This is a genomic window from Corynebacterium glyciniphilum AJ 3170, from assembly GCF_000626675.1.
Taxonomy (GTDB): Bacteria; Actinomycetota; Actinomycetes; order Mycobacteriales; family Mycobacteriaceae; genus Corynebacterium; species Corynebacterium glyciniphilum.
Window position 1 is genome coordinate 2,147,364 of sequence record NZ_CP006842.1, and the last position, 23,240, is coordinate 2,170,603.

Here is a 23,240-nt window from a genome sequence, read left to right on the forward strand (position 1 = left end):
CCACCTTAGACCCCGGTAGCTCCTGCCATGGTTCCGCCCCAATCACATGAGTGACAGGATCCCCCGCACCAGTACCGTCACACCACCCAGCGCTGCCATAGACACGGCAAGCATCCGTGCCTTCTCCCGGTCAATCCGGCGGCTGAACACCATTCCCACAGCGATCCCGATGACCATCGCCACCACCGCTGCCGGCCAGATACCCCAGGGCTCACTGGAGATGTCGCCCGCCCCCGTGAAGTACTTGATGGCGAAACTGACCAGTCCGGAGACGATGAACAGCGGCTGGAGGGTCGCCGCGAAGGTCCGCTGATCCCAGCGGGACGCCTGGGCGTACACCGTAATCACCGGCCCTGCCACACCGGCCAAGGTGTTACTGAATCCGCCAATCACACCGGATACCGCCGCCGGGAGTCTTCCTGACACAGCGGGGATGAACCGTTTGCCGAAACTGGTGACCCCGAGCGCGATCAACAACAGTGCTCCGACGACGACCTGCAGCACCGCCGGTGACATCACATGGATCAGCCAGGTTCCGGGAACCGCCCCGAGAACCATGACGGAACCGATCAGGGCGAATTTTCCCCAGTCGACGTCTCTACGCACAGTCACCGTGGACATCGCGGCATTGATCGCCGCGAGTGCGTTGATCACCATGATGCCCTCGACCGGACCGATGGCGATGCTGAGCACCGGGCCGCCGATCAGTCCGACCCCCATACCGGAAACCCGCTGCATGCAGGACCCGATGAGGATCGTGACGAAGACCAGCAGTATAAGTTCCATTCACAACAACTTATACGCCGCCAGCGTGTCCCCGGACGGGCGGGGGCACCGGGGCAGGGGGCGTCTCCGATAGGATTCGTGTCTGTGAGATCCATGAGTTCAGCGGCCGCAGCACGCTCCACGCCCCGGCGACGGTGGCTGTCCCACCCCGTCGTCGTCGCGGTCGGCTGGCTCATCGCCCACCTGGTCCCCGTCGTATGGATTCTCTCTGCCGGGACCTCTACCGGCGACATCCGTTATTACTTCAGGGGACTCACCGGCATCGAACCTGGTGCCATGGACGAGTACCCAGAGGTCGGCACCTGGCCGGCACGTCTCGTCGAGCGGATCACCACACTCGGCGGACAACGAGCCGACACCGGCGCGGAGGACGCATTCGTGGTCGGCTTCATCACCCTGTCAGCGCTGCTCTCTGCCCTCTTCACCTGGTATCTGTGGCGGTCAGGCAAGGGAACGGTCTCCTGGTCGGCTTGGTTCTGGATTCTGTTCGCCGGTATGTCCGGGCCGATCTTCCTCACCCGTCTGGATATCTTCCCGGGCCTGCTCGTCGCTGGCTTCGCAGCTCTGTTGCTGGCGGGTTCCCGCTGGTCACACCTCGCGACTGTCCTGCTCGCTGCAGCGACGATGATGAAGTTGTGGCCCGGCGTGCTGGGGGCTGCCCTGGTCGGCGGGATCCGTCGGACGGCGACATGGGTCCGGGTGTGCTGGTTCTTCGGTTCGTTGGCAGCGCTGTGTCTGGTCGTCGTACTCGTCGGCGGTGTCGACCGCCTCATCTCCCCGCTGACCTACCAGGGGGACCGCGGCTTGCAGGTGGAGTCCATCGCTGCGACACCGTGGGTTCTCGCCTCCGCGTTCACGCGCGGCGACGGCGATACACCCTGGTCCATCAGTTACGCGACCTCCAAGAGTTACGAGATCGCGGGGCCCGGCGTTGACGTCACATTGACGGTGATGACCCTACTGACGGCGGCAAGCATCATCACCGCCGTGCTCTGGGCTGTGGTACGGCTACAGCGGGATGACTGGACACCGATGCGCGCGGTGGCGTTCAGCGTGGCCCTGATCATGCTGATTATCGTGACCAACAAGGTCTTCTCCCCCCAGTACCTGGCGTGGGTCGCCCCGGTGGTGGCGGTCGCGCTGCTGGCGTCCCGCCGTCGAGTGGTCACCGTGATTGCGGTGGAGATACTCGTCTCGGCGGTGCTGACTACCCTGGTCTATCCCGTGTTCTACGACTGGCTGATCTTCAATCCCCCGTATGTGGTCGCCGCGGTTGCACTGCTACTACGCAACGTGGCAGTCGTCGTTCTGGCCGGCACCTGCCTCTGGTGGGCCTTCACTCCGGGCGGGCGGCGTGTGTCTCCGGCTCAGGAAGTCGCCGGGCACGCAGTCGGGTGACGAGGTCGACGGCATCTGCGGTCGAAAGGTCGCGCCCCGCCATCGACACCGGCCCCGGTACGATGTCGAAGCGCACCCCCGCCAAGCCCAGCGCTTTCTGCACCGGCCCCCGGCGATAACTGAGCTCCTGGATATGGGCCGGGGCGATCACCGACACAGCACGGCGGAACAGCCCGTGATGGGAGACCACCGCCGTCAGCTGGCCGTTCCCACCGGCATCCGACACCAGGGTGGTGCCTTGGCGCGTGCGGTCAACCGGCGACACCCAGCGGGCATTCTGTGGGCTCAGGTAGGTGCGTGTGCTGGGGTAACCGTCGCGGGAACGGCCCTCCGGATGCGCTACGGCGGCAATGGCCCCGCTGTCCAGCGGCGTGAGTGTGTCAAGCACATGGAGGGCGAGCGGCAGGTCACCAACCGGGAGAACAGTGGTCGTCGAGCCTCCTGATTCAGACTCCGCACCGTATCCTGCCACGTCGACCCGAACTTTCCACCAGCCGAGCAGTCGCCACGCTACGGGTTGCGACACCTCCACCGCATGGACGCGGGCCAGAGGGACGGACTGCCGACGTCGTTCCGTCAGGCCAAAGGTGATCCCCAGAACATCGCCGTCGAGTGTAGCGGTGAATCGCCAGCTGGTGTTCAGCACTCCCCAGACCCATGGCACGGCACCGGCGAGGACCGGCAGCAGCACCGCCAGTCCGACGGGGGTAGCCAAAGCGACGACGGCACCTGCCACCACCAGCACGGTGGCACCGGACAGTGCGGCCGCCACAAGGGAGCGGGTGATCGGAATCGTGGGGACGACAACACTGCTGTGGTCCTTCGCCGCCTCCTTCCTCTGGTCCGACTGGTCCGGGCCACCGTGGACGAGCGCGAGCAGGTGGGAACGCAGGTCCTCAGCGTCCTGGCGCGGAAGATACTCCACCGCGACGGAGCTTCCCGATCCTCCGGCAGTCTCCACTTTGACCCCGGCGAGGCGGAACAAGCGTGGTGCCAGCGGCTCCACCAGGTCGACAGCCTGGACGCGGTCGAAGCGAGCCGTGCGGAGTTGTCGAGAGACCACTCCTCGTCGGACGGCGATCTCCTCCTCATCGATCCGGTATCCGGCGGCCCTCCACCACGGCAGCGAGACGACCCAGCCAATGAGGAAGATGACCGGAATCGCCACAAGGACCGCCACGACGACCAGTGCCGTCGGCAGCGGGGAATCCTCCAGCAAGTCGCGCAGTCTCCCCAGGGTCTCCGCCTGCTGGGCAGCGATGACGGCGACGATACCGACGAGAACCGCCCACATGCGCAGCAGCGGGCTCAGCGGGTGGACGCGACGCCACTTACCGTCGGCCGCGTTGTCGGTCGCATTGTCGGTCGCGTAGCCGGTCACAGTCCGCTCATCCTCTCCCGCGCGGCGACGGCGAGGCGGTCACGCAGAGCGTCCGCATCAGCGGCGGCCAACCCCACCACTGTCGAGTCACTCGTCGAGGACGCGGTGTGCAGTTTGACCTGTTTAATCCCGAAGGCTCGTTCCACGGGGCCTGAAGTGACATCGACATACTGGATTCTCCCGTAGGGCACCACGGTGAATGTCCACCACAGTCGCCCTTTGGTGATCAGTAGCTCGTCCTCGGTCTCCAACCACCGCTTCCGCGACGCCTGGGCGGGGATGAGCCAGATCTGCCAGATGAGCAACGCCACCAATACTGCGGCTACAACCCAGAGAATCGTGGAAGCGAGACCTGGGACGATCAGCGCGGCAATGACCGCTGCGATCACGGGCACGACCGTCCACGGCAGATCCGACACATAGCGGGCGGGCACGTATCGTCCGGACACCCGGTGCATCGAGTCAAGGAGGGCCAGGGGCGAAGAAACCTCGGGGGTCTGATCGGTCATGGCCCCAGTGTCGCATATCCCTAGAGCGACAAAACGTGCCGGACGGTTGACGCCGCCTCTGCGACGTATCCTCCGCCGAACACCGCCGCGTGAAGGTAGAGCACGTGGAGCCTGTGCAGGGGCAGCAGCTCCCGCCATCCTGAGGGCAGCTCGGCTGCTTCGGCGTAGGCATCGAAGATCCGGTCAAGGTGCGGAGCACCGAACATACTGAGGAAACCAAGGTCAGTCAGCCCGTGACCACCGTGGGACGACGGGTCGATGAGAACCGCCCCCTGCGGAGACCACATCAGGTTTCCGGACCACAGGTCGCCGTGCAGCCGTGCCGGTGGCCTGCCGTCATCGAAGTCACCCGTGGTGAGCCTTTCGAGCAGTAAGTCTGTCCCCCGGATTCCGCCGGGGACGCGATGCGCCAGCGGCGCCAGCACCACGTCGGCGTAGTAGGACCCCCACGTCGGGTGTGGGGCCAGCGGCAGTTCAAGCAGGCTGTCGTTCGGCCCCTGGTATCCGGGTCCGTGCCAGCCAGCCGGCCCCGACCCGAACGACGCTGCCCCACTCGCATGAGTGACGGCGAGACGGCGTCCGAACTCCTCTGCGGCCGGTGCGTCGGGTCGGGCGGAGGTGACCCTGCGTAACAGGAGGTTTCCGGCGTCCGTCCGAGCCCGCACGCCGGCGACGGGCACCCCACCATGCCCTGCGGCGTCGTGGAGCCAGTCCAGGCAGGACTGCTCCCAGGCACCGGGCCGTCCCGGATTGTGCTTCTTAAATGTCGTGGCCTCGACCAGGTGCGGGAAGGTGGTGAACATCAACGGTGCCAGCGGATGTGCAGGATCGTCGGGCGTGTGATCGGGTGTCCCCACCGGCAGCCACCGGGCATCAGCGATTTCGGCGGCGACGACCGGGGAGACGTCAGCATCTCCAGAATGCATGAAGAGGTCGGCGGTGACTGCCTTCCCCTCTTCATTGGCGGCTGGGGCGGTGAAGGTCCCGATGAATTCAAGGGAGGATGGTGGAACGTCGATTCCGGTTTCTTCACCGACTTCGCGGACCGCCGTAGCACTGGCCGGTTCACCGGGCTCGGGTTTCCCGCCGGGGTACTGGTACAGACGGGTGCCGTGTTTGCGGACGGTCAGCACCTCACACCCACCTGAAGCATCAGGAGCATCGCGGAGAAATGCGACGGCACTGACACGGATTCCGTCGCCTGGCGCCGCACTCACCGGAGAGCACGACGGATCGTCGACACCGTGACAGCGCAGCTGCTTTCCGCATCCCTTTCGTGGTAAGCGCGACACACGTCTGCACCGTGCTGCATCAGGAGCAGCAACGCCACGCTGAGTTCCTCGGAGAGCAGTTCGAGGGCTTCCTCGTCACGCACCACGGCAGCGACAGCGCTCTGCAACGCCTCTAGATCATGCCCACCGACCCCGGGGGCCGGGCAGGCCCGGGAGATAAGCAGCCGCAGGTAAGCATGAGCCACCAGGCCGATCGCGTTCCCGTTGTCCTGCAGTTCAGCGATATGTCGGCGGAACTGCAACATCGACGGCATGGTGACGTGCCGGTCGCGCCACCGGGCAGTGGCGTGTGCGCGGTCCAATGCTCCGGAGAACTGATCTGTGGCACCGGAAAGCCCTGAGCACAGGGATGCCAACGAGACTGTGTCCACAGCCAGTCCGGGAGTGGACAGCGACGAACGTAGGATCCGCAGTCCCTCCCAGTGCTGCTCGAGGTAGGCGGCCCGTCCGGCGAACGGTAACGTACCGTCGCCCATACGCTGGAAGACGGTCGAGCGTTGAACACAGTTCAGAGCGGAGTCCCCCGCAACATTCAGGAGGCCAACGACCTGGGCGGTATCAAGCGGCGGCAGCGCGTCATGGATACCGACATGGGCACTGGAAGTCTGCTGTTGCACGTTAATCACCGTCCTGGGATCCCGGGATGTACCGCTACGCGGCCTGACATATATTTCGTGAGCCTACCCTAATGGAGCTGGGTGGGCCAGCGGTGCTCCAGTACCCTGCGAAGCCCCTCGAAGACCCCGGAGTTGTAGGCGAAGGCGGCGCGGGCGGCTGTGAGAAGACGGTGCCGTTCCTCGTCACCGAACTCCATCGCATCCAGCGCCCCACGGTAGGCGTCCCGGTAGCGCTTGGGTTTGTCGATGTGCGGGAAACGGTAGAAGGCCGTGGCCGACTCATCCACACCGTAGTGACGCGACATGAGCCGGCCGATGACCTGGCCGCCCGCCAGATCACCCAGATACCGGGTGTAGTGGTGGGCGACGAGTGCCGGGACGTCACGTTCCCGGCCGATGCGCTGCAGTTCGGCGACATACGCGGCCGTCTCCGGGAGCGGAGCGGCGCCCACGGTGCCCCCGAGCGCCCGGAGATCCTCCTGCAGTACCGCACGGCGGTCCAGCAGACGGTCCGCGACCGCGCCCAGACGGGAGTCACCCGTACAGGCGTCGACCGCATCCTCCAGAGCCGAGTAGAACAGATACGCCTGTTCCTGGAACGAGACGAACGCGGAGGCGTCCAGACTTCCGTCCAACAGCCTCTCCATGAACACGGAATGTTCCGCGTTCTCATGGGCCTGCCGGGTCTCCTCCCGGAGCTCCTCGGAAAGCAGGGTGGTTGCCGTCGCCATTGTCGCGTCTGTTCCTGTCCTCGGTTGTTCGCGTTCGATCAACATCGTGTACAGGCCATGCTAACAATGGAGACCCTTACCCGGATCATCCGAAAGTTTGATCAGGTGGCCGACGGAGTCGGACGGATCCACAGTTCGCCGTGTATCTCATCGACACTGACCGGCCACTCGTAGACCCGCGACAACCTCTCGGTGGTGCAGACCTCAACCGGCGAGCCGACCGCGTCGATCCGCCCGTCGCCGAGCAGAGCCAACCGGTCGCAATACTGTGCAGCCAGATTCAGGTCGTGGAGAACCACGATAACCCCGACTCCCCCGGCAGCGATGCGCCGCACGGACCGCATGGTGCGTTCCTGGTGCCCGATGTCCATGGCCGCGGTCGGTTCGTCCAGCAGCGTGCAGCGGGCCTGCTGCACCATCACCCGGGCGAAAGCCACGCGGGCTCGTTCGCCGCCCGACAGCGTGGTCACATCACGGTCCTGCATCTCCAGCATGCCGACGTCGCGCAGGCAGGTATCCACCAACGCGTGGTCCGCCCCGCGGTCCTCACGTTCATTGGCTCCGCGGCTCCCCACCCACGCTGACCTTCCCATCTCCACGACGTCCCGGACCAGGTGCGCGAACGACACCCGTGAGTCCTGCAGCATCACCGACCGCGTCCTGGCAGCCTCCCTGACCCCGTACCGCCGGTAGGGACTTCCCGCCAGAAGGACCTCGCCGGACACAGGTTCAATGTCGCCGGAGAGCGCACCCAACAAGGTCGACTTGCCGGCACCGTTCGGCCCGATCAGGCCCAGAACCTCGCCGGCGTGTAGATCGAGATCGATACCGTGGAGAATTTCGGTGCCGTGCCGCCCGTTCCGCGAACCACCGACCGTGACGACCACCCCGTGCGCGGAAAGAATTACCTCTTCACTCATCCGACGACACCGCCCTTCTTCAGCATGCGGCGCAGCAGGATGAAGAATGTCGGCCCGCCGACAAGCGCGGTGAAGATTCCGATCGGCAGATCGGCGAAAGCAATCAACGTGCGCGACGCCAGATCCGCGAGCAACAGCAGCACAGCGCCGCCCAGAGCCGACAGGGGCACCAGCCACCGGTTCGCCGGTCCGGTCAGCTGCCGCAGAATATGAGGCACGATCAGACCGACGAAACCGATAATGCCAGCGAAGCTGACGGCCAGGGCAGCCAGAGCCGTCGACAGACCGATGATCGCGACCCGCATCACCGCTACATTCACCCCGGCATGCCCCGCCGCGCGTTCCCCGAGGCTGAGGACATCCAGCCGTCCTGCGATGGCCACCGATCCGAGGAGACACAGAACGACCGGCAGAGCCACGATGGCGACCTGGTTCCACTGGGCGCCGTTGAGTGAACCCATCTGCCAGAAGATCACCTGCTCCCGCGACGATGTCGGAGCCAGGAAGACCAGGAAGGAGATCGCCGCCCCCGCGACCGCGTTGACCGCGATGCCGGTGAGTATCAAGGTCAGTACCCTGACTTCCCCGTTGATCGACGCGAGGCGGTACACCGCAACCGTGGTCAGCACGCCGGCGAGGAACGCCAGCACCGGCACTGTCGCCGTGCCCAGCACAGTGATGTTCAGGACGATCGCGGCAGCGGCGCCCACCCCGGCTCCGGAGGTGACACCGATGACGCTGGGTTCAGCCAGCGGATTGCCGAACAGTCCCTGCAGGAGTGTTCCCGCGACCGCGAGAGCGGCCCCCACCAGCAGGCACAGCATGATCCGGGGAAGACGAATCTGCCAGAGGACATTCGCGGCCCTGGCCGCTTCCCCCGTGCTTTCTGTGTCACCTAGCCCGGGGCCGTGTGTCAGGGCCGACCAGACCTCGGCCGGGGACAAGGTGAACTGACCGAGGACGAGATTAACGCCGACCGCCGTGAACAACAGGACCACCAGCACCACAAGGGTGGTCAGCCGCGTCGCCCGACGCCGTGTGAGGGTATCCGGCATCCTTCTAGTCACCGAACTCCGCGTCCGTGACCTCTTCACCCCAGAACACCCGGTCCACCACCCGGCGCGCACGTCGGGTGGTCTTCAGGTAGTCGTCGAGGAACCCCTGCGAATCCTCCGGGTCCCAGTTCGCCGCCGCAGCGATATTGACCAGCTGCGGCCCGGGCCCCGGGAGCTGGTCGCGTCGTTTGGCGTCAGCGAGAATGATCGCGTTGCGCGCCCGGGTGGCCACGATCCAGGCGTCCCGGAGTGTGTCGACATCAGCTTCGGACAACAGGCCTGCGATCCGGATCTCCTCGAGGACCTGCAGTGTGGACGTGTTGTGCAGATTGGCGATGCGGTGGCAGTTCTGCATCGTGAGCAGCTGCACAGTCCACTCGATGTCAGTGAGACCACCACGTCCCAGTTTGGTGTGCGTGTACCGGTCCGCGCCGCGTGGCAACCGTTCACCGTCGACGCGCGCCTTCATCCGGCGCACCTGTTGGACGGTCGTGCGGTCGACTCCCCCATCGGGGTAACGGAACTCGTCGATGGTCCGCAGGAAACGGATACCGAGATCCTTGTCACCGGCAATCCACGTCGCACGCAGCAGTGCCTGGTACTCCCAGATCTCACCCCACCGCTCGTAGTAGGCGCGGTACGACGCCAGCGTGCGCACCGTAGGACCACTGCGCCCTTCAGGCCGCAGGTTCAGGTCCACCTCCAGAGGCGGATCCTGCGACGGACGCGACAGCCGGGTCCGGAGCCGTTTGGCGATTCCACTCGCCCAGGTCACAGCGTCCTGGTCGGTCCCGGCTTCACCGTCACCGTCTTCGTCGACGGCATCCTCGCCGTCCATTTCCTCCGGGATAGGTTCACAGACGAACATCACGTCGGCGTCGGAACCGTAGCTCAATTCCGCGCCGCCCAGTCTCCCCATGCCGATCACACTGATCAGAGCGGGTGCGTTGCGGTGGTTCTCGTCTTCCCACGCCCGGATCTCCGCGCGCAACGCTGCCTCGAGAACGGCGTTCCAGATCAACGACAGAGAGCGGCAGACTTCCGGTGTGTCGATCAATCCCAGCAGGTCGGCGGAGGCGATCTTCGCGAGCTCGGTGCGACGCAGCGAGCGTGCCACGGCGATGGCCGCATCCGGGTCACGGTGGCGTCCCGCCGCAGCGACGAGAGAGTGACTGCGCACGGAGGCATCGTGCTCCAGCAGTTTCGGGCCGTTGGCCCCGTCCGACAGCATGCGTACCGCCTCCGGTGAGGCGATAAACAGGTTGGCGATGTACGGCGAGGTCCCGAGGATCCGCATCAGGCGTTTGCCCACGATGTTCTCGTCGCGCAGCAACCGCAGGAACCATGAACGGTCGAACGCAGCCTCCGACAGCTTCCGGTACGCCAACAGGCCGGCATCCGGGTCGACGGTGTCGGACAACCACTCCATCAACGACGGCAGGATCATCGCCTGGATACGGTCCTTGCGGGTCGTTCCCGAGGCCAGCGCCGACAGGTGGTCCATAGCGCGCGACGGGTGCAGGTACCCCAGAGCGGCGAGCTGACGCTTCGCAGCTTCCGGAGTGAGCCGAAGTGCGTCGACCGGCATATTGACCACCGAGGACAGCAGCGGTCGGTAGAACAGCTTGTTGTGCAACTGCCGGATCTGGTTGCTGACCCTGCGTACCTTGGCCGACAGCGCGGCATCCGCGCCTTCCTGGCCTTCTCCTCGCACACCGGCGGTGCGTGCCAGGCGGAGTCGTCCCGCCTCATCATCCTGCTCAGGAAGGGCGTGGGTGCGCCGGAGGTGCTGCAGCTGCAACCGGTGCTCCAGCAGTCGCATGTACTCGTAGCAGGCGATCAGGATCTGCCCGTCCTCACGGCCGACGTACCCGCCATCCACCAGGGCGGTAAGTGCCCGGACCGTGGAGCGCACCCGGAGGGACTCGTCGACACGGCCGTGCACCATCTGAAGCAGTTGGATAGCGAACTCCACGTCGCGCAGCCCGCCGGGACCCAACTTCAGTTCCAGGGGAAGCAGGTTGTCCGGGACGTTGTCGATCACCCGACGACGCATCGCCTGCACATCAGGTACGAAGTCCTCCCGCTCGGCGGCACTCCACACCATCGGTGCCAGCTGTTCGACATAATCACGGCCCAGGTCCAGGTCCCCGGTCATCGGGCGCGCCTTGAGCAGCGCCTGGAACTCCCAGGTCGAGGCCCATCGCCGGTAGTAGGTGAGGTGCGACTCCAGGGTGCGTACGAGCGCACCGTGGCGTCCTTCGGGCCGAAGTGCGGCATCGACCTCAAAAAACACCCGGCAACCGATGTTGATGAATTCTCCGGCGAGTCGGGTGGTCTGGGCGTCCGCAGGTTCGGCGACGAAGATGACGTCCACGTCCGAGATATAGTTGAGCTCCCGTGCGCCGCACTTACCCATGGCGACCACCGACAGCTTCGCCGGGACCGGCCCGGACGGATAGACCGTCGCGGTGGCAACTGCCAGTGCCGCGGTGAGCGCGGCATCAGCCGCGTCCGCCAGTCGCTCCGTGAGAACCTCGAACGGCAGTGGGTCGGCCGTCGGCTCGCTCCCGCCGAACGTGTCCGCCAGGTCAATCGCGGCGATCCGGGCGAGAACCGTGCGGTAGGCCGTACGCATCGCCCGGTCGGCGTCCACGCCGGTCACTGTGGCACGGAGGAGGAGGGAATCACCGTCGTGTCCGTCGACGCGTTCTGCCCCCACCGCGGTTGTGAGCGCCTCCATGACCTCGTCCCGGCTGGGCAGGTCACCGGCAAGTTCCGGCCAGATGCCGGGATTGGCGACCACGTGGTCTCCCAGCAGGGTGGAGCCGCCGAACAGCGCGAGCAGCCGCACCCGGAAAACAGCGTCCCCGTCGATCTTCTCCAGCAATGCCGTCGAGGACGTGTCGCTGTCGCGGTCCTCACCGTCGCGTCCGTCGAGGGTCTCGACCAGTCGGACCACCGCGTTCAGCGCCCGGTCCGGGTCCCCGGTAGACGCCAGGACGCTGAGGACGGGGCGGTGCTCCTCGTCGTCCCACCCGAGCCTTGCGAGGTCATCGGGCGCGGACGGCCTGGTCAACCCCAGGGACACCGGGGATGGAACTCGACGACGGGTGGTTCGCGGCTGATTCACCGGGGGCTCAACTCCTGGGCTGTGGCATCGTGGTGGCGCACTGGGCTCCGTACCATCGTAGTGGATGCCCGGCTACCGGTTCCGACGTCGCCCCAGGGGTTAGAACTCCAGGTTGTGCGCCAACTCCCACGGAGTGACCTGGGACTGGTAGGACTTCCACTCCTCCCACTTGTTGCGCAGGAAGTACTCGAAGACGTGCTCGCCGAGGGCGTCGGCGACCAGTTCGGACTTCTCCATCTCGCGCAGGGCGAGATCCAGGTCCGTCGGCAGGTCCTTGTACCCCATCGCCATACGCTCCCGTCGGGTCATGCCCGCCACGTCTTCTTCCACCGGCGGGTGCAGTTCATATCCTTCCCGGATACCCTTCAGACCGGCGGCGATCAGCACCGCGTAGGTGAGGTAGGGGTTGGCCCCCGAATCGGGGGTGCGGATCTCAACCCGGCGCGACGAGGGCTTGTGCACGGTGTACATCGGCACGCGGATCATCGCCGAACGGTTCGAGGCACCCCACGTCGCTGCGGTGGGGGCCTCCGCCCCACTGGTCAAGCGTTTGTAGGAGTTCACCCACTGGTTCGTCACCGCTGAGATCTCCGGAGCATGTTCCAGGATTCCGGCGATGAACGACTTCGCTGTCCCCGACAGATAGAACTGGTCGTCCGGGTCGTGGAAGGCATTGTTCTCACCCTCGAACAGCGACATGTGGGTGTGCATGGCCGACCCGGGATACTCGTGGAAAGGTTTCGGCATGAACGTCGCCCGTACGTCATTGCGGGTAGCGACCTGCTTGACCATGTAGCGGAAGCTCATCACGTTGTCCGCCATTGACAGGGCGTCGGCGAACCTCAGGTCGATTTCCTGCTGCCCCGGACCTGCCTCGTGGTGCGAGAACTCCACCGAGATACCCATAGACTCCAGGGCCGAGATCGCGTCCTGGCGGAACAGCGGGGCAGCATCGGTGACCGCCTGGTCGAAGTAGCCCCCGGTGTCCGCGGGAACCGGGCGCCCGTCCGGGCCGTTGCCGTTCTTCAACAGGAAGAACTCGATCTCCGGGTGGACGTAGCAGGAGAAGCCCTCGTCTGCCGCGTTACTCAGCTGACGGCGCAGAACCTGGCGCGGGTCCGCCCAGCTGGGCTCACCGTCGGGCATTGCGATATCGCAGAACATCCGCGCAGTGAGCACCTGGTTGTCGCCACCTGCAGTGTCCAGCGGGAGGATCTGGAACGTGGACGGATCCGGCTTCGCGATCGTGTCAGACTCCACGACGCGCGAGAACCCTTCGATAGAGGAACCGTCGAATCCGATTCCTTCGGCGAACGCGCCCTCAAGTTCCGCAGGGGCGACGGCAACTGACTTCAGGTATCCCTGGATGTCCGTGAACCACAGACGGACGAAGCGAATGTCCCGTTCCTCAAGCGTGCGGAGGACGTATTCCTGTTGGCGACTCATGGCCACCATGGTAACGCCCACCCCGACCGACAGCCCCTTTTTCCGGGCCCGGCGGACGGGTTGTTACACATCGTTAACACCTGCCCGTCTGACGTGGCACAATGTCGTGACATGGCTGACAAGAAAGAGACCACCGGATACCTCGCCCCCACCCGTCAGGTCCGCATCGGCGACCTGCGCAAGCGCAAGGGATCAGGCGACAAGTGGGCGATGCTCACCGCCTACGACTATTCCACCGCACGCGCGTTCTCCGATGCCGGCGTCGAATGTCTCCTGGTGGGCGATTCTGCCGCCAATGTGGTCTTCGGCTATCCCCAGACCCAGCAGATCAGCCTGGATGAAATGATCTACATCGCGGCGGCCGTGGTCCGTGGTGCGGGCAACGCCCTGGTTATCGCCGACCTTCCGTTCGGCACCTACGAAGCCTCCGACGAGCAGGCCGTCCGGTCGGCCGCGGAGATGATGCGACGCTCCGGCGCCGCCATGGTCAAGATCGAAGGTGGGGTACGCATCGCGCCCCGTATCCGGGCGCTGGTGGCCGCCGGCATCCCGGTCTGCGCCCACATCGGCTTCACTCCCCAGTCGGTCAACGCCCTCTCCGGCTTCAAGGTTCAGGGGCGCGGGGACGCCGCTGATCAGTTACTCGCCGACATCCGCGCCGTCGCCGACGCCGGTGCCGACTTCGTTGTCCTGGAGATGGTCCCGGCAGATGTCGCCGCCCGCGCCAGCGAGTCCGTCGACATTCCCACCGTCGGCATCGGCGCCGGGCCGGACACCGACGCGCAGGTGCTCGTCTGGCATGACATGGCGGCACTGCCGGCCGACGGCCACCGTCCGAAGTTCGCCAAGCAGTGGGCGCAGGTCGGGGCGGAACTCACAGCCGCTGCCGCGTCCTACAAGCGAGAGGTCGCCGAGGGGACCTTTCCCGCCGCTGAACACTGCTTCTAGTCCCGCCTCTAGTCCTCGTCCCACTCGTCGGCGGCCTTGGTCCGCTCTCTGGCGATCTGGAGGGCATGCTCAGCTTCATCGCGGGACGGATACGGGCCCATGCGGTTGTCCCACCCGGAGGTTTTTCCCTGTGTGACCTCACCGCTGGAGGTGTCGAAGTACCACTGTTGATCGCTCATGCCATCACAGTGTACCCGCGTCAGGCAGTCTGCGTGCGGTGGCGGCGACGGGGGTGCCGAGAGGGCCTGTGAGCCGGATTCTGTGCCGCACCCCGGTGTACAGGGCACACCGTGCGCGGCGGCGATCATCCATCTGGGTCAGCCGTCACCGACTGCCTCAAGCGGTCTACCTGCCCCTTCACCGGCGAGCAGCCGACGGGGCACGGCCACACCGTGGTCCTCACGAAGAGGTACGGTCGCGGCCACTTGACCTTGCTCCCGGTGGGGTTTACCTAGCTACACCGGTTACCCGGCGCACTGGTGCGCTCTTACCGCACCGTTTCACCCTTACCCTGGTTCCCGGACGGACCGGTCGGCCAGGGCGGTCTGTTTTCTGTGGCACTTGCCCGCGGGTCACCCCGGGTTGCCGTTAACAACCACCGTGCTCTGTGGAGTCCGGACTTTCCTCGACGCCGGGCGGACGCCGCCACATGGGCGGACGCAGTCCCCGGCACCGCGATCACCCGGCCCTCTCGACGGATACAACACTAGCACCCGCCTGGGCCCCGACCGTCACCGCAGGTAGTGAGTGTCGTTGACCTCGCGGACCATCGAATGGCCCGGATAGAACTCGGCGACGGACAACCCCGCCAGGTCCAGGTGCAGGGTGGAGTACATCGTGGAAGGAACCTGTAGCGCGTCCCGCAGAATCGCCTTGATCGGCGAGACGTGGCTGACCAGCAGGACAGTACCGGTGCTTTCCAACCCGCCCACCAGAGTGCTGCACCGTTGTTCGACCTGGCTCATGCTTTCACCGCCGAGGGTGGGCACGCAGGTGTCGGCGACCCAGGCTGCATGTTCCTCGGGCCACCGCCGGTGGACCTCATCGAAGGTGAGCCCTTCCCACCGTCCGAAATCGGTTTCGATGAGGTTCCCGTCGGTCTCCACATCCAGTCCCAGCACCCGCGCCGCAGCGTCCGCGGTCTGCCGGGTACGGGTCAGCGGTGAGCAGATGATGCGGTCGATCCCCTCTCCCGCGTCCTGACGTGAGGCCAGGTAAGACGCCGCCCGGCGTGCCTGCTCCTGACCCAGGTCCGTGAGTTCCGGGTCACTGCGTCCCGAGAACACCCCGGCGGCGGACATCGCGGTCTGCCCGTGTCGCAGAAGGAGAACGCGCACCGGATCACCCCGGTCACCGATCCACCCCGGCCTCGCCCGACTGGTCATCACGATCAGCTCGCCGGGTGGATCTGATCGGCGAAGTCAGTGTACGACCCGGGATCCGGCAGCAGCATCGTGTCACATTCGGGGCAGGACGCCGGGGTATCGTCCGGCGCCCGCAGGATCTCCGCCAGAGAGGCCCTGTCCAGGCTCATGAAGCAGGCCCTGCAGACCGAACCGGTCAACGTCGCCGCCCCGACACCGTTCTCCTTCTCGCTGCGTTCATAGCGGCGCAGGAGGTCCGACGGCAGCTCGGCACGCAGCGCAGCGGAATGGTCCTTCAGGGATTCGCACTGGCCGGAGAGCTCACGTTCACGTGCATCCCGACTGCGACGTGACTCATCGAGCGCAACGACAGCACCCTCCAGTGCACGGGCACGGTCGGCGTCCGCACCACTGCGGTGGGTCTGCGCCTCGGCAGCAATCGCCTCTTCCACCTCCTGCAGACGGCGTTCCGCGACGGCCAGGTCATGGGTCAGGTCGCGGCGACGTTCACCGTCGACCGCCGCACCCAGAGACTTGATGTCGTCGCGGCGGCGGGCGCGCAGTTTCGCCGCGTCCTGCCGCATACGCTGCAGCCGCGTCTCATCGTCGCCGGCCGCCTGGTCCGCGGTGACCTTGGCGCGGCGCTGGACGGCCACCTCCTGTTCGAGTCGTCGGACGTCATCAGAAACACGGACCTCGGCGAGCTCTGTCCTCAACGCCCGCCACCTGTTGTCGACGTTCATCAGGTCGTTCACGACAATGCGTGCGGGACGCCTCCGGGTGGTGTCAGAACCGGTCGGAAAATCAGGCATGGGGATGTGCTCCAGACTGTGGTGACGGTGCGTGGACGGTCCACGGGTCGGTACGCAGGTCGATGACGTCGGCGGACAGCCGGGGATCCGCCGCAGCGATGATGTCGGCTGCCTGCGAGCACCAGGGGAACTCGCTGGCCCAGTGCGCTGTGTCGATGACCGCGCAACCTCCGGCACGCAGATGCTCGTCCACCGGATGGTGCCGCAGGTCAGAGGTCACGAAACAGTCGACATCCAGTTGTGCCACCGTACTCAGGAAACTGTCTCCGGCACCGGAGGAGACCGCGACCCTGCGGATCATGCGCTCGGGGTCACCGGCGGCGCGCACCCCCCACCGGGTTGCCGGCAGGCGGTCGGCGACACGACCGGTGAACTCGCGCAACGTCATCGGGGTATCCAGATCCCCGACCCTCCCGATGCCGAAAGCGACCTCCGGGTCCTGGGGCACACCGACGGTCTCGGTGATGTCGTACGCGGGTTCCTCGTACGGGTGTGCTTCCAGGAGGGCGGACAGCACCACCGCACGCCGCGACCGTGGTGCCACGAACTCCACGCGTCGCTCCTCCACCCGTTCCAGCCCCCCGGGGCGCCCGATGTACGGCGAGGCTGCACTGCCCGGTCGGAACTGTCCGGAGACCGGTGACTCGAAGCAACATTCGGTGTAGCGGTCACCCGCCGTCGTGCCGCCTCCCGCGGCGAAAACCGCCGACTTCACTGTCTCGGTCTCCGCAACCGGGACTGTGACACCCCATTTGTCCAGCACTGGAGGAGATGCATCCCCACGAGCTGCGCGGACTGCCGCGGTCGCTGCCGCTGACGACGCACCCAACGGGGCTCCCGGGGTGACCCCCAGCAGCTCCGCCAACCGGTCATTGACGCCGGGGCGTGCGGCGTCTGCACTGGTGTGCGCCGAATACAGTGCAATCCCCTCCCGGATCAACCGGTGCACGATCCGCCCCTTCGGGTGGTCGGCGGGCACCCCGGTGACCCCACGCATCAGCAGAGGGTGATGCACCAGGAGGAAGTCCGCCCCACGTGCGACCGTCTCCTCGACAACGGCATCGGTGCAATCCAGCGCGACCACCACCCGGCGGACCGGCGCGTCTGGATCACCGCAGACCAACCCGCAGGCGTCCCACGATTCCGCCAGCTGTGGCGGGTAGGCGTCCTCGATGATCGACACGACCCTGGCCACCGTGGCGGCCGGTTCACTTGCCTGTTCAGGTGCTTGTTGACTCACACCGACAACGATACGTGTCCGCTCACCCCTGTCACGTCCAGGACACGACCAACAGTAATCGACCCCGGTCGTAGCCTGCGGCGCGGGATTCTGGCACCCTGGAATCCGTGACGGACGCACATGAGCAAGCAGGTAACGGCAGCAGGACTCTACTTGTCGACGTCGACGGGACCCTCGTCGACTCCTATCCCGGCATTCGGTCGAGTTTCCTGCACGCCCTTGAGGACAATGATGTGCCGGTACCCGGGGAGGACCTGCTGCGACTCATCGCTGGTCCGCCAATGGTCGACACCCTGCGCAACCTGGGGCTCGAAGGTGAGCAGCTCGAAGCGACCGTAGCCAGTTACCGCCAGCACTACGACGGCGGCGGATGGCTCGAATCCGCCCCTTTCGACGGCATCGAGGATCTGCTGCGCTCGTGGAAGGACCAGGGTTACACGCTGTCGACGGCGACGTCGAAGTCACTGAGTTCGGCGACACGACTGCTCAAACACTTCGACCTCTACGACTACTTCGACGTCATCGCCACCGCCTCCGACGACGGCGAGCGACGTGCCAAGGACGCCGTCGTCGCCTACGGTCTGGAACAACTCGGCGCCCCCGGCGGCCCAGTGACCCCCGCCGCCGAGGGAGGCCCGTCCCACCGGGACAACCTGCTGATGATCGGTGACCGGATCCATGATGTCGACGGGGCGCGGGCCTACGGCATCCGCACTGTCCTCGTGGACTGGGGTTACGGTATCCGGGACGAGCACAGGAAAGCCGACTACTCTGTCGCCGACGCCGCGGAACTCGGGCGCCTGGTGGAGGAATGGTCGGACGAGCGTCCGCATATCTGCGTGGTGTGCACCGGCAACATCTGCCGGTCTCCGATGGGCGAGATCATGCTGCGACAGGCGCTGGGGGAGGCAGGACTCGCCGATGACATCCGCCTGAACTCCTGCGGAACCGACGGTTGGCATGTCGGTGAGGCCGCCGATCCGCGGGCGGTCGCGCGGCTGCGACAGGACGGGTTCAACGGCTCCGGACACCGGGCCGCCCAGTTCGGCCCCGAGCACCGGGACGCCGACCTCTTTCTCGTGATGACAGCTGCCCACCGTAAGGCACTGGTCAAGCAGGGGGTCCCGGAAGACCGGATCGCCCTGTTCCGCAGTTTCGGTCCCGCCGGCGAGAAAGAGGTCGAGGATCCGTACTACGGGGGCAAGGACGGTTTCGCCGAAGTCTCCCGCCAGCTTGCCGAGGCGATTCCTGGGGTTGTGGAGTGGGCACGCGACCGGGTTGCCGCCAGAGACTGACCGGGGGTGCTGAACGGCACAGGCGTAGCGCTCAACGCAGTTCGAACTCCGCGGAGTCGAGTGTGCCGTGCCGCGAGCATGTCGTCGTCCATCCGTGAGGGGTGACCTGCGCAACGGTCCGTCGTCCGCACGCTGCACAGTACCGGGGAACGTCCAGTCCGGCTTTCTGCGCCGGGGAATAGTCGATGACCTCCCCGCGCCCGATGTCGGCCCCCGTGTACGGGTCGAAGGGGCCGGTTCCACGGTCAGACACTGCGGCTCAAAACCTTGATCGGGAGGTTCAGTCGCCCCACCATGTCCATGTCCTGCTCAGCCGGCCGTCCGAGCGTGGTGAGGTAGTTGCCCACGATGACGCCGTTGATTCCACCGGTCAGCCCCTGCTCCACACCGAGATCCCCGAGAGTGAGCTCACGACCTCCGGCAAACCGTAGCGTGGTCGCAGGCATTGCCAGACGGAACATACCGACCGCACGGAGTGCGTCTTTCCCGTCCATGACAGGCATGTCAGAGAAGGGGGTGCCGGGACGGGGGTCCAGGAAGTTCAGGGGAACCTCGTGGGGGTCAAGGTCCGCCAGCTGGACGGCGAACTCGGCGCGCTGCTCCAGCGACTCCCCCATTCCGATGATTCCCCCGCAGCAGACCTCGATCCCCGCGTCCTTAATGAGCATCATCGTCTCACGCCGGTCCTCCCACGAGTGGGTCGTCACGACTTTCGGGAAGTAGCTGCGCGCCGTTTCAAGGTTGTGGTTGTAGCGGTGCACGCCAACCGCCTTGAGACGGTCAACCTGGTCCTGGGTGAGAATGCCTACCGACACCGCAACATCGATGCCCTCGACGTTGGCGTAGATCTCCTGGACAGCCTGCTCGAGCTGGATCATGAGCCTCTCGTCCGGACCCTTGACGGCGGCGACGATGCAGAACTCCGTGGCCCCCGTCTTCGCCGTCTGCCGTGCCTGCTCGATGAGTTGCGCGATGTCGAGCTTCGTGGAGCGGACCGGGGAGTCGAAGAGACCCGACTGCGAGCAGAAATGACAGTCTTCCGGGCAGCCACCCGTCTTCAGGCTGACAATGCCCTCCATTTCGATCTCCTCCCCACACCACCGCACGCGGACTTCATGCGCCAGGGCCAGCAGGTCCGGGATGCTCTCGTCGGGGAGGTTGAGAATGCGGATGAGGTCGTCATAGTCGAGCCCCCGGCCTTCGTCGAGAACCTGGGCGCGTGCCGTCGTGAGGATGTTGTCCATGGAGACACCCTAACTTGAACACCGTACAAGTTCCACCGGAAAAGTATATTCGAGGACAAATACCAGGTAGACGCGCCCAGAACTGCTCAGAACCGCTCCTGGTCCCGCGCGTTCCTCTTCTCATGGAACCGGGTCCGCGATCCTCCGTAACGTGCCTCAAGTTTGCCGGCACGCGACTGCGCCGCCGGAGCGTCGTCGCCCCTCGCTGAGGTGGTTTTCTCAGCATCGTCCCCGGCGCCCGCCACCGCGCCTGTGGTCTCGGGCACTGCGGCAGCCACCTCGTCTCGCCGACGTCGGCGTTCACGTACCTCCGCCCACACGAAGTACACCAGCCCCAGCGGAACCATGACCCCGAAAGCGATCCACTGAAGCCCGTAAGACAGGTACGGCCCCGAATCCAGATTCGGCAGATCCAGTGCCGACAACTCGCCGCTGGGATCCGCCACCGGCACCGACGCTTCGTCGAGCTGGACGTAGTCCGCCGCAAGGTCGACCCCCACCGCATCCCCCACCATGGACGTATTCATGCTGTAGACCTGCAGCCGACCATCAGAGGTCATCGGGGGGTTGGCGGGCGGAGCCTCGGACATCCTCACGAAACCCGTGACCGTCACCGGTGTCGACACCGCCTGCAGGACGTTCGGGGCAGCAGTGCCCTCAACCGGACGTGCCCATCCCCGGTTGACGAGGACCGTCGGCCCACCGTCCAGCCGGAAAGGTGTCAGTGCGTGGTACGCCGGCCGACCGTCAACGGGACGGTTCCGCAACAACACCTCGTCGTCAACGAGGAACCGCCCCTGCATCTCGACACTGGTCCATTCCTTCTCGACGCCGGCACTGGAGCCGTCGCCCGGTAGGACATCCGAGGCCGGGACCGGGTCCGCCTCCAACCCGGCACGGAGTCGGTCGTTGAATTCATTGGTGTCATGGTTCTTACCCAGCTGCCACGGCGCAAGCACCGTGAAAGCGACATAGGCGAACGCCACCACCACGACTGCAGTGATCACCCACCCCGGGGTCAGGAAAGACCGCCAGCCCGCCCGCCGACGCCGTCCGGCCCCGGCAGAAGAAGAACGACCGGACGGGGAGGCAGACTCACGCTCAGGAACTGGCTCAGACACCTCTCCGAGTCTAGTACCGTAGGCCTCCCCCGGGACAGTCGGCAGAAACTCCTGCCTGGGCTCACCGTCAGCCGTGGTCTCCGGACCGACGACGCCGAACGCCGAACCAGCCTCCGAGTACCACCACGAGCGCCACCACCGCCGTCGGTATCGCCGTCGACGGAGTTGTCAGGAAGGCTACGACGGGATTCTCGTCGTCCTGACTGCTGTCACTGCCGTCAGAACCGCCGTCAGCGTCACGGATAGTGACGTCACCGCCGTTCGGGTCGTTGTCCGAGGTTCCGTCACCGTCGTCGTCCGGCATTGCCTCAAGCTCAGGCCCGTCACCCTCGCACCCGTCGGCGAGCGCCGCCTGGAACGTCAGCGGATCCATCTCCGCGCCAGCTTCGTAGAACTCCCCCATCGCCGTCGAGCCCTCCGGTGTCAGCGTGGCGCCAGCGTCACCATCGACGATGCCGTCAGTGACGCTGTCCTGGGAGTCACCGTCCGCGGGGGACAGGGACGCGACATTGATGCGACCGTAGTTGTGAGGTTCGCCGTCGGTGTCATGTGAGGTGACGTCGGCGATGAGCATCCCGTCGTCACCGGACATGCGGATCTCCGGATTCGCGACGGTCATGTCGAGAACACCGCCATGGCCGGTGAAGTTGACCGAACCGGCGAACACCAGCGTCACGTCGGTCACCGCCCCGTCCACCACGGATACGACGCCGTCGTCTCCGCTGAAGACAAACTCGCCGTCGCTGAAGACAGCCCCATCCCCCGAGGTCCACCCACCGTTGGCGATACTGGAGGTGATGTAGCTCCTGAATGATTCGCGTACACCCCACCCCATCCGGGCGTCGACGACCCTGTTCGCGGTGGAGTCCTGCGGGTCGCAGGACGTGTCGGCCTCAGCCGCCGGGGAGGGCTGCGCGGCGGCAGGCGCCGGAGCGAGGACGGCCGCAGTACCAACTCCACTGAGGGAGGTCAGAATAGCTACCGAGCCGGCGGAGACGCTTCTCGCAACGTGACCGCGCAGGACATCGGGCAGGAAAAGGGGCAAGACAGAGACCACTGGTGACACATTCCTCAGGATGTCGCAGACCATCTACATTCAGTTAGGCAAGGCTACATCCCGGCGAGTAGAGCAGCCAATCGGGCGTCCCGCGGAACCGGCCGGACATTAGGCCGCAGTCAGGATCTCCCCGCCACCGGGACGGATGACCACCGTGTGCTCAGAGTGCGCGGAACGTGACCCGTCGGCCGTGACAACAGTCCAGCCGTCGTCTCCGACATCCACCCGGTCTGTGCCGGCGAACCACGGTTCAATCGCGAACGTCATACCCTCCTGAAGCTTCAAGCCACGGTGCGCCTTGCCCACGTTCGGGATAACCAGGTCACCGTGCATGTGACGTCCGATGTCGTGTCCGCCATACTCGGCGTTCGGTCGAATGCCGTAATCTTTCGCGACCTTACCGATCGCGTGAGAAATGTCGCCGAGCCGGTTTCCGGCCTTCGCCGCCGCTATACCGGCGTCCAGTGCGTCCCGGGTCGCCTCGATAAGCCGTTCATCCTCTTCCCGGGGCGTGCCGCAGATGACGGAGACAGCGCTGTCACCGCACCAACCGTCGAGGCTGAGGGCGAGGTCGATGCTCAGCAGATCACCGTCGGCAAGGACGGTGGAGTGCGGCAGGCCGTGGAGGGCGCCGTCATTGAGGGACAGACAGACGGTGTTGCGGAACGGACCGTCACCGAAGTCGGGATCGTAGTCCCAATAGCAGGACACCGCCCCGGCGACCCTGATCATCTCACGGCAGCGGTACTCCAGGTCCATGAGGTTGACACCCGTTTCCACCATTCCACTCAGGTCATCGAGGATAGTGGCGACCAGTCGCCCAGCTTCCCGCATTTTCGCGATCTCTGCCGCAGTCTTGATGTCCACCATGGACGGTACAATAATACCGGT

The 23,240-nt window shown here is 65.7% G+C and carries 22 protein-coding genes, 1 other RNA gene and 1 pseudogene; 3 read left to right on the forward strand and 21 right to left on the reverse strand.

What is annotated here, in order from left to right; genetic code table 11:
* Window positions 1-42: 42 nt before the first annotated feature.
* The gene (locus CGLY_RS10075) at window positions 43-786 is read right to left on the reverse strand and encodes a sulfite exporter TauE/SafE family protein (RefSeq protein WP_038549167.1); all 744 of its coding nucleotides are present in this window, start codon (window positions 784-786) and stop codon (window positions 43-45) included.
* Between the two features lie 93 nt (window positions 787-879).
* Between CGLY_RS10075 and CGLY_RS10080 the strand changes: the two genes are divergently transcribed.
* Window positions 880-2,184, forward strand: a complete 1,305-nt coding sequence (locus CGLY_RS10080; RefSeq protein WP_052540004.1) for a glycosyltransferase 87 family protein — start codon at window positions 880-882, stop codon at window positions 2,182-2,184.
* On the opposite strand, the gene CGLY_RS10085 is transcribed toward CGLY_RS10080, so the two are convergent.
* The 10 genes and pseudogenes from CGLY_RS10085 to CGLY_RS10125 form a co-directional block, all read right to left on the reverse strand.
* Entirely contained in the window at window positions 2,123-3,565 is a 1,443-nt protein-coding gene (locus tag CGLY_RS10085) for a PH domain-containing protein (protein WP_038549168.1), read from the reverse strand. The two genes, CGLY_RS10080 and CGLY_RS10085, sit on opposite strands and share 62 nt — an antisense overlap.
* Window positions 3,562-4,074, reverse strand: coding sequence for a PH domain-containing protein (locus tag CGLY_RS10090; RefSeq protein ID WP_407080791.1), 513 nt, complete (start codon window positions 4,072-4,074; stop codon window positions 3,562-3,564). Before CGLY_RS10090 ends, CGLY_RS10085 begins: the two co-directional genes overlap by 4 nt.
* A 20-nt stretch (window positions 4,075-4,094) precedes the next feature.
* Window positions 4,095-4,877 carry a fructosamine kinase family protein gene (locus tag CGLY_RS17155; RefSeq protein ID WP_038552471.1) on the reverse strand — a complete coding sequence of 261 codons (783 nt, stop codon included), beginning with the start codon at window positions 4,875-4,877 and terminating at the stop codon, window positions 4,095-4,097.
* 102 nt (window positions 4,878-4,979) lie between these two features.
* Window positions 4,980-5,366 (reverse strand): annotated as a pseudogene (locus CGLY_RS18090) (NUDIX hydrolase); the annotation flags it as partial.
* On the reverse strand, window positions 5,288-5,983 hold the full coding sequence (locus CGLY_RS10100; RefSeq protein WP_052540005.1) for a hypothetical protein: 696 nt from the start codon (window positions 5,981-5,983) through the stop codon (window positions 5,288-5,290). The pseudogene CGLY_RS18090 and the gene CGLY_RS10100, both read right to left, overlap by 79 nt.
* A gap of 68 nt (window positions 5,984-6,051) precedes the next feature.
* Window positions 6,052-6,714, reverse strand: a complete 663-nt coding sequence (locus tag CGLY_RS10105) for a biliverdin-producing heme oxygenase (RefSeq protein ID WP_038549169.1) — start codon at window positions 6,712-6,714, stop codon at window positions 6,052-6,054.
* A 101-nt stretch (window positions 6,715-6,815) separates the two neighbouring features.
* On the reverse strand, window positions 6,816-7,634 hold the full coding sequence (locus CGLY_RS10110; RefSeq protein WP_038549170.1) for a heme ABC transporter ATP-binding protein: 819 nt from the start codon (window positions 7,632-7,634) through the stop codon (window positions 6,816-6,818).
* The gene (locus CGLY_RS10115) at window positions 7,631-8,689 is read right to left on the reverse strand and encodes a FecCD family ABC transporter permease (protein WP_038549171.1); all 1,059 of its coding nucleotides are present in this window, start codon (window positions 8,687-8,689) and stop codon (window positions 7,631-7,633) included. Before CGLY_RS10115 ends, CGLY_RS10110 begins: the two co-directional genes overlap by 4 nt.
* 4 nt (window positions 8,690-8,693) lie before the next feature.
* Window positions 8,694-11,822 carry a bifunctional [glutamine synthetase] adenylyltransferase/[glutamine synthetase]-adenylyl-L-tyrosine phosphorylase gene (locus CGLY_RS10120; RefSeq protein WP_038549172.1) on the reverse strand — a complete coding sequence of 1,043 codons (3,129 nt, stop codon included), beginning with the start codon at window positions 11,820-11,822 and terminating at the stop codon, window positions 8,694-8,696.
* Between the two features lie 99 nt (window positions 11,823-11,921).
* On the reverse strand, window positions 11,922-13,268 hold the full coding sequence (locus tag CGLY_RS10125; RefSeq protein WP_038552478.1) for a glutamine synthetase family protein: 1,347 nt from the start codon (window positions 13,266-13,268) through the stop codon (window positions 11,922-11,924).
* Window positions 13,269-13,379: 111 nt separating this feature from the next.
* Here CGLY_RS10125 and panB point away from each other — a divergent pair, with 111 nt between their 5' ends.
* A complete protein-coding gene (panB, locus tag CGLY_RS10130) occupies window positions 13,380-14,216 on the forward strand; it encodes a 3-methyl-2-oxobutanoate hydroxymethyltransferase (protein WP_038549174.1) in 837 nt (278 codons plus the stop codon).
* Between the two features lie 8 nt (window positions 14,217-14,224).
* Here panB and CGLY_RS17395 read toward each other — a convergent pair whose 3' ends face one another.
* The 5 genes from CGLY_RS17395 to CGLY_RS10145 form a co-directional block, all read right to left on the reverse strand.
* Complete coding sequence (locus CGLY_RS17395; RefSeq protein ID WP_144313665.1) at window positions 14,225-14,395, reverse strand: SPOR domain-containing protein; 171 nt, start codon at window positions 14,393-14,395, stop codon at window positions 14,225-14,227.
* Between the two features lie 53 nt (window positions 14,396-14,448).
* Window positions 14,449-14,910, reverse strand: an RNA gene (rnpB, locus tag CGLY_RS16985) — RNase P RNA component class A.
* Window positions 14,911-14,947: 37 nt separating this feature from the next.
* Window positions 14,948-15,601: a histidine phosphatase family protein gene (locus CGLY_RS10135; protein WP_038552481.1), complete on the reverse strand. Its 654-nt coding sequence runs from the start codon at window positions 15,599-15,601 to the stop codon at window positions 14,948-14,950.
* A 5-nt stretch (window positions 15,602-15,606) separates the two neighbouring features.
* A complete protein-coding gene (locus tag CGLY_RS10140; RefSeq protein WP_052540006.1) occupies window positions 15,607-16,392 on the reverse strand; it encodes a zinc ribbon domain-containing protein in 786 nt (261 codons plus the stop codon).
* Window positions 16,385-17,632 carry a Nif3-like dinuclear metal center hexameric protein gene (locus CGLY_RS10145; protein WP_052540008.1) on the reverse strand — a complete coding sequence of 416 codons (1,248 nt, stop codon included), beginning with the start codon at window positions 17,630-17,632 and terminating at the stop codon, window positions 16,385-16,387. Before CGLY_RS10145 ends, CGLY_RS10140 begins: the two co-directional genes overlap by 8 nt.
* 107 nt (window positions 17,633-17,739) lie before the next feature.
* Here CGLY_RS10145 and CGLY_RS10150 point away from each other — a divergent pair, with 107 nt between their 5' ends.
* Window positions 17,740-18,927, forward strand: a complete 1,188-nt coding sequence (locus tag CGLY_RS10150; protein ID WP_144313666.1) for an arsenate reductase/protein-tyrosine-phosphatase family protein — start codon at window positions 17,740-17,742, stop codon at window positions 18,925-18,927.
* A gap of 31 nt (window positions 18,928-18,958) precedes the next feature.
* Here the strand turns inward: CGLY_RS10150 and bsaP are convergent, their stop codons facing one another.
* The 5 genes from bsaP to map form a co-directional block, all read right to left on the reverse strand.
* Complete coding sequence (gene bsaP, locus CGLY_RS10155) at window positions 18,959-19,180, reverse strand: biotin synthase auxiliary protein BsaP (RefSeq protein WP_038549178.1); 222 nt, start codon at window positions 19,178-19,180, stop codon at window positions 18,959-18,961.
* Window positions 19,173-20,171, reverse strand: coding sequence for a biotin synthase BioB (gene bioB, locus CGLY_RS10160; RefSeq protein ID WP_038549180.1), 999 nt, complete (start codon window positions 20,169-20,171; stop codon window positions 19,173-19,175). The genes bsaP and bioB overlap by 8 nt, the downstream gene beginning before the upstream one ends.
* Before the next feature lie 86 nt (window positions 20,172-20,257).
* Window positions 20,258-21,292, reverse strand: coding sequence for an SURF1 family cytochrome oxidase biogenesis protein (locus CGLY_RS10165; protein ID WP_081803873.1), 1,035 nt, complete (start codon window positions 21,290-21,292; stop codon window positions 20,258-20,260).
* 67 nt (window positions 21,293-21,359) lie between these two features.
* A complete protein-coding gene (locus CGLY_RS10170; RefSeq protein WP_158407386.1) occupies window positions 21,360-22,349 on the reverse strand; it encodes an HtaA domain-containing protein in 990 nt (329 codons plus the stop codon).
* Window positions 22,350-22,457: 108 nt separating this feature from the next.
* Window positions 22,458-23,219: a type I methionyl aminopeptidase gene (map, locus tag CGLY_RS10175; RefSeq protein WP_038549183.1), complete on the reverse strand. Its 762-nt coding sequence runs from the start codon at window positions 23,217-23,219 to the stop codon at window positions 22,458-22,460.
* Between the last annotated feature and the right edge of the window lie 21 nt (window positions 23,220-23,240).

Coding starts and splice junctions, on each gene's coding strand:
- CGLY_RS10090 (WP_407080791.1), bottom strand. CDS start 4,074: ATGACCGATCAGACCCCCGAGGTTTCTTCGCCCCTGGCCCTCCTTGAC.
- bioB (WP_038549180.1), bottom strand. CDS start 20,171: ATGGACAACATCCTCACGACGGCACGCGCCCAGGTTCTCGACGAAGGC.
- CGLY_RS10125 (WP_038552478.1), bottom strand. CDS start 13,268: ATGAGTCGCCAACAGGAATACGTCCTCCGCACGCTTGAGGAACGGGAC.
- CGLY_RS17395 (WP_144313665.1), bottom strand. CDS start 14,395: ATGAGCGATCAACAGTGGTACTTCGACACCTCCAGCGGTGAGGTCACA.
- map (WP_038549183.1), bottom strand. CDS start 23,219: ATGGTGGACATCAAGACTGCGGCAGAGATCGCGAAAATGCGGGAAGCT.
- CGLY_RS10105 (WP_038549169.1), bottom strand. CDS start 6,714: ATGGCGACGGCAACCACCCTGCTTTCCGAGGAGCTCCGGGAGGAGACC.
- CGLY_RS17155 (WP_038552471.1), bottom strand. CDS start 4,877: ATGTTCACCACCTTCCCGCACCTGGTCGAGGCCACGACATTTAAGAAG.
- CGLY_RS10075 (WP_038549167.1), bottom strand. CDS start 786: ATGGAACTTATACTGCTGGTCTTCGTCACGATCCTCATCGGGTCCTGC.
- panB (WP_038549174.1), top strand. CDS start 13,380: ATGGCTGACAAGAAAGAGACCACCGGATACCTCGCCCCCACCCGTCAG.
- CGLY_RS10140 (WP_052540006.1), bottom strand. CDS start 16,392: ATGCCTGATTTTCCGACCGGTTCTGACACCACCCGGAGGCGTCCCGCA.
- CGLY_RS10110 (WP_038549170.1), bottom strand. CDS start 7,634: ATGAGTGAAGAGGTAATTCTTTCCGCGCACGGGGTGGTCGTCACGGTC.
- CGLY_RS10115 (WP_038549171.1), bottom strand. CDS start 8,689: ATGCCGGATACCCTCACACGGCGTCGGGCGACGCGGCTGACCACCCTT.
- CGLY_RS10135 (WP_038552481.1), bottom strand. CDS start 15,601: ATGACCAGTCGGGCGAGGCCGGGGTGGATCGGTGACCGGGGTGATCCG.
- CGLY_RS10080 (WP_052540004.1), top strand. CDS start 880: ATGAGTTCAGCGGCCGCAGCACGCTCCACGCCCCGGCGACGGTGGCTG.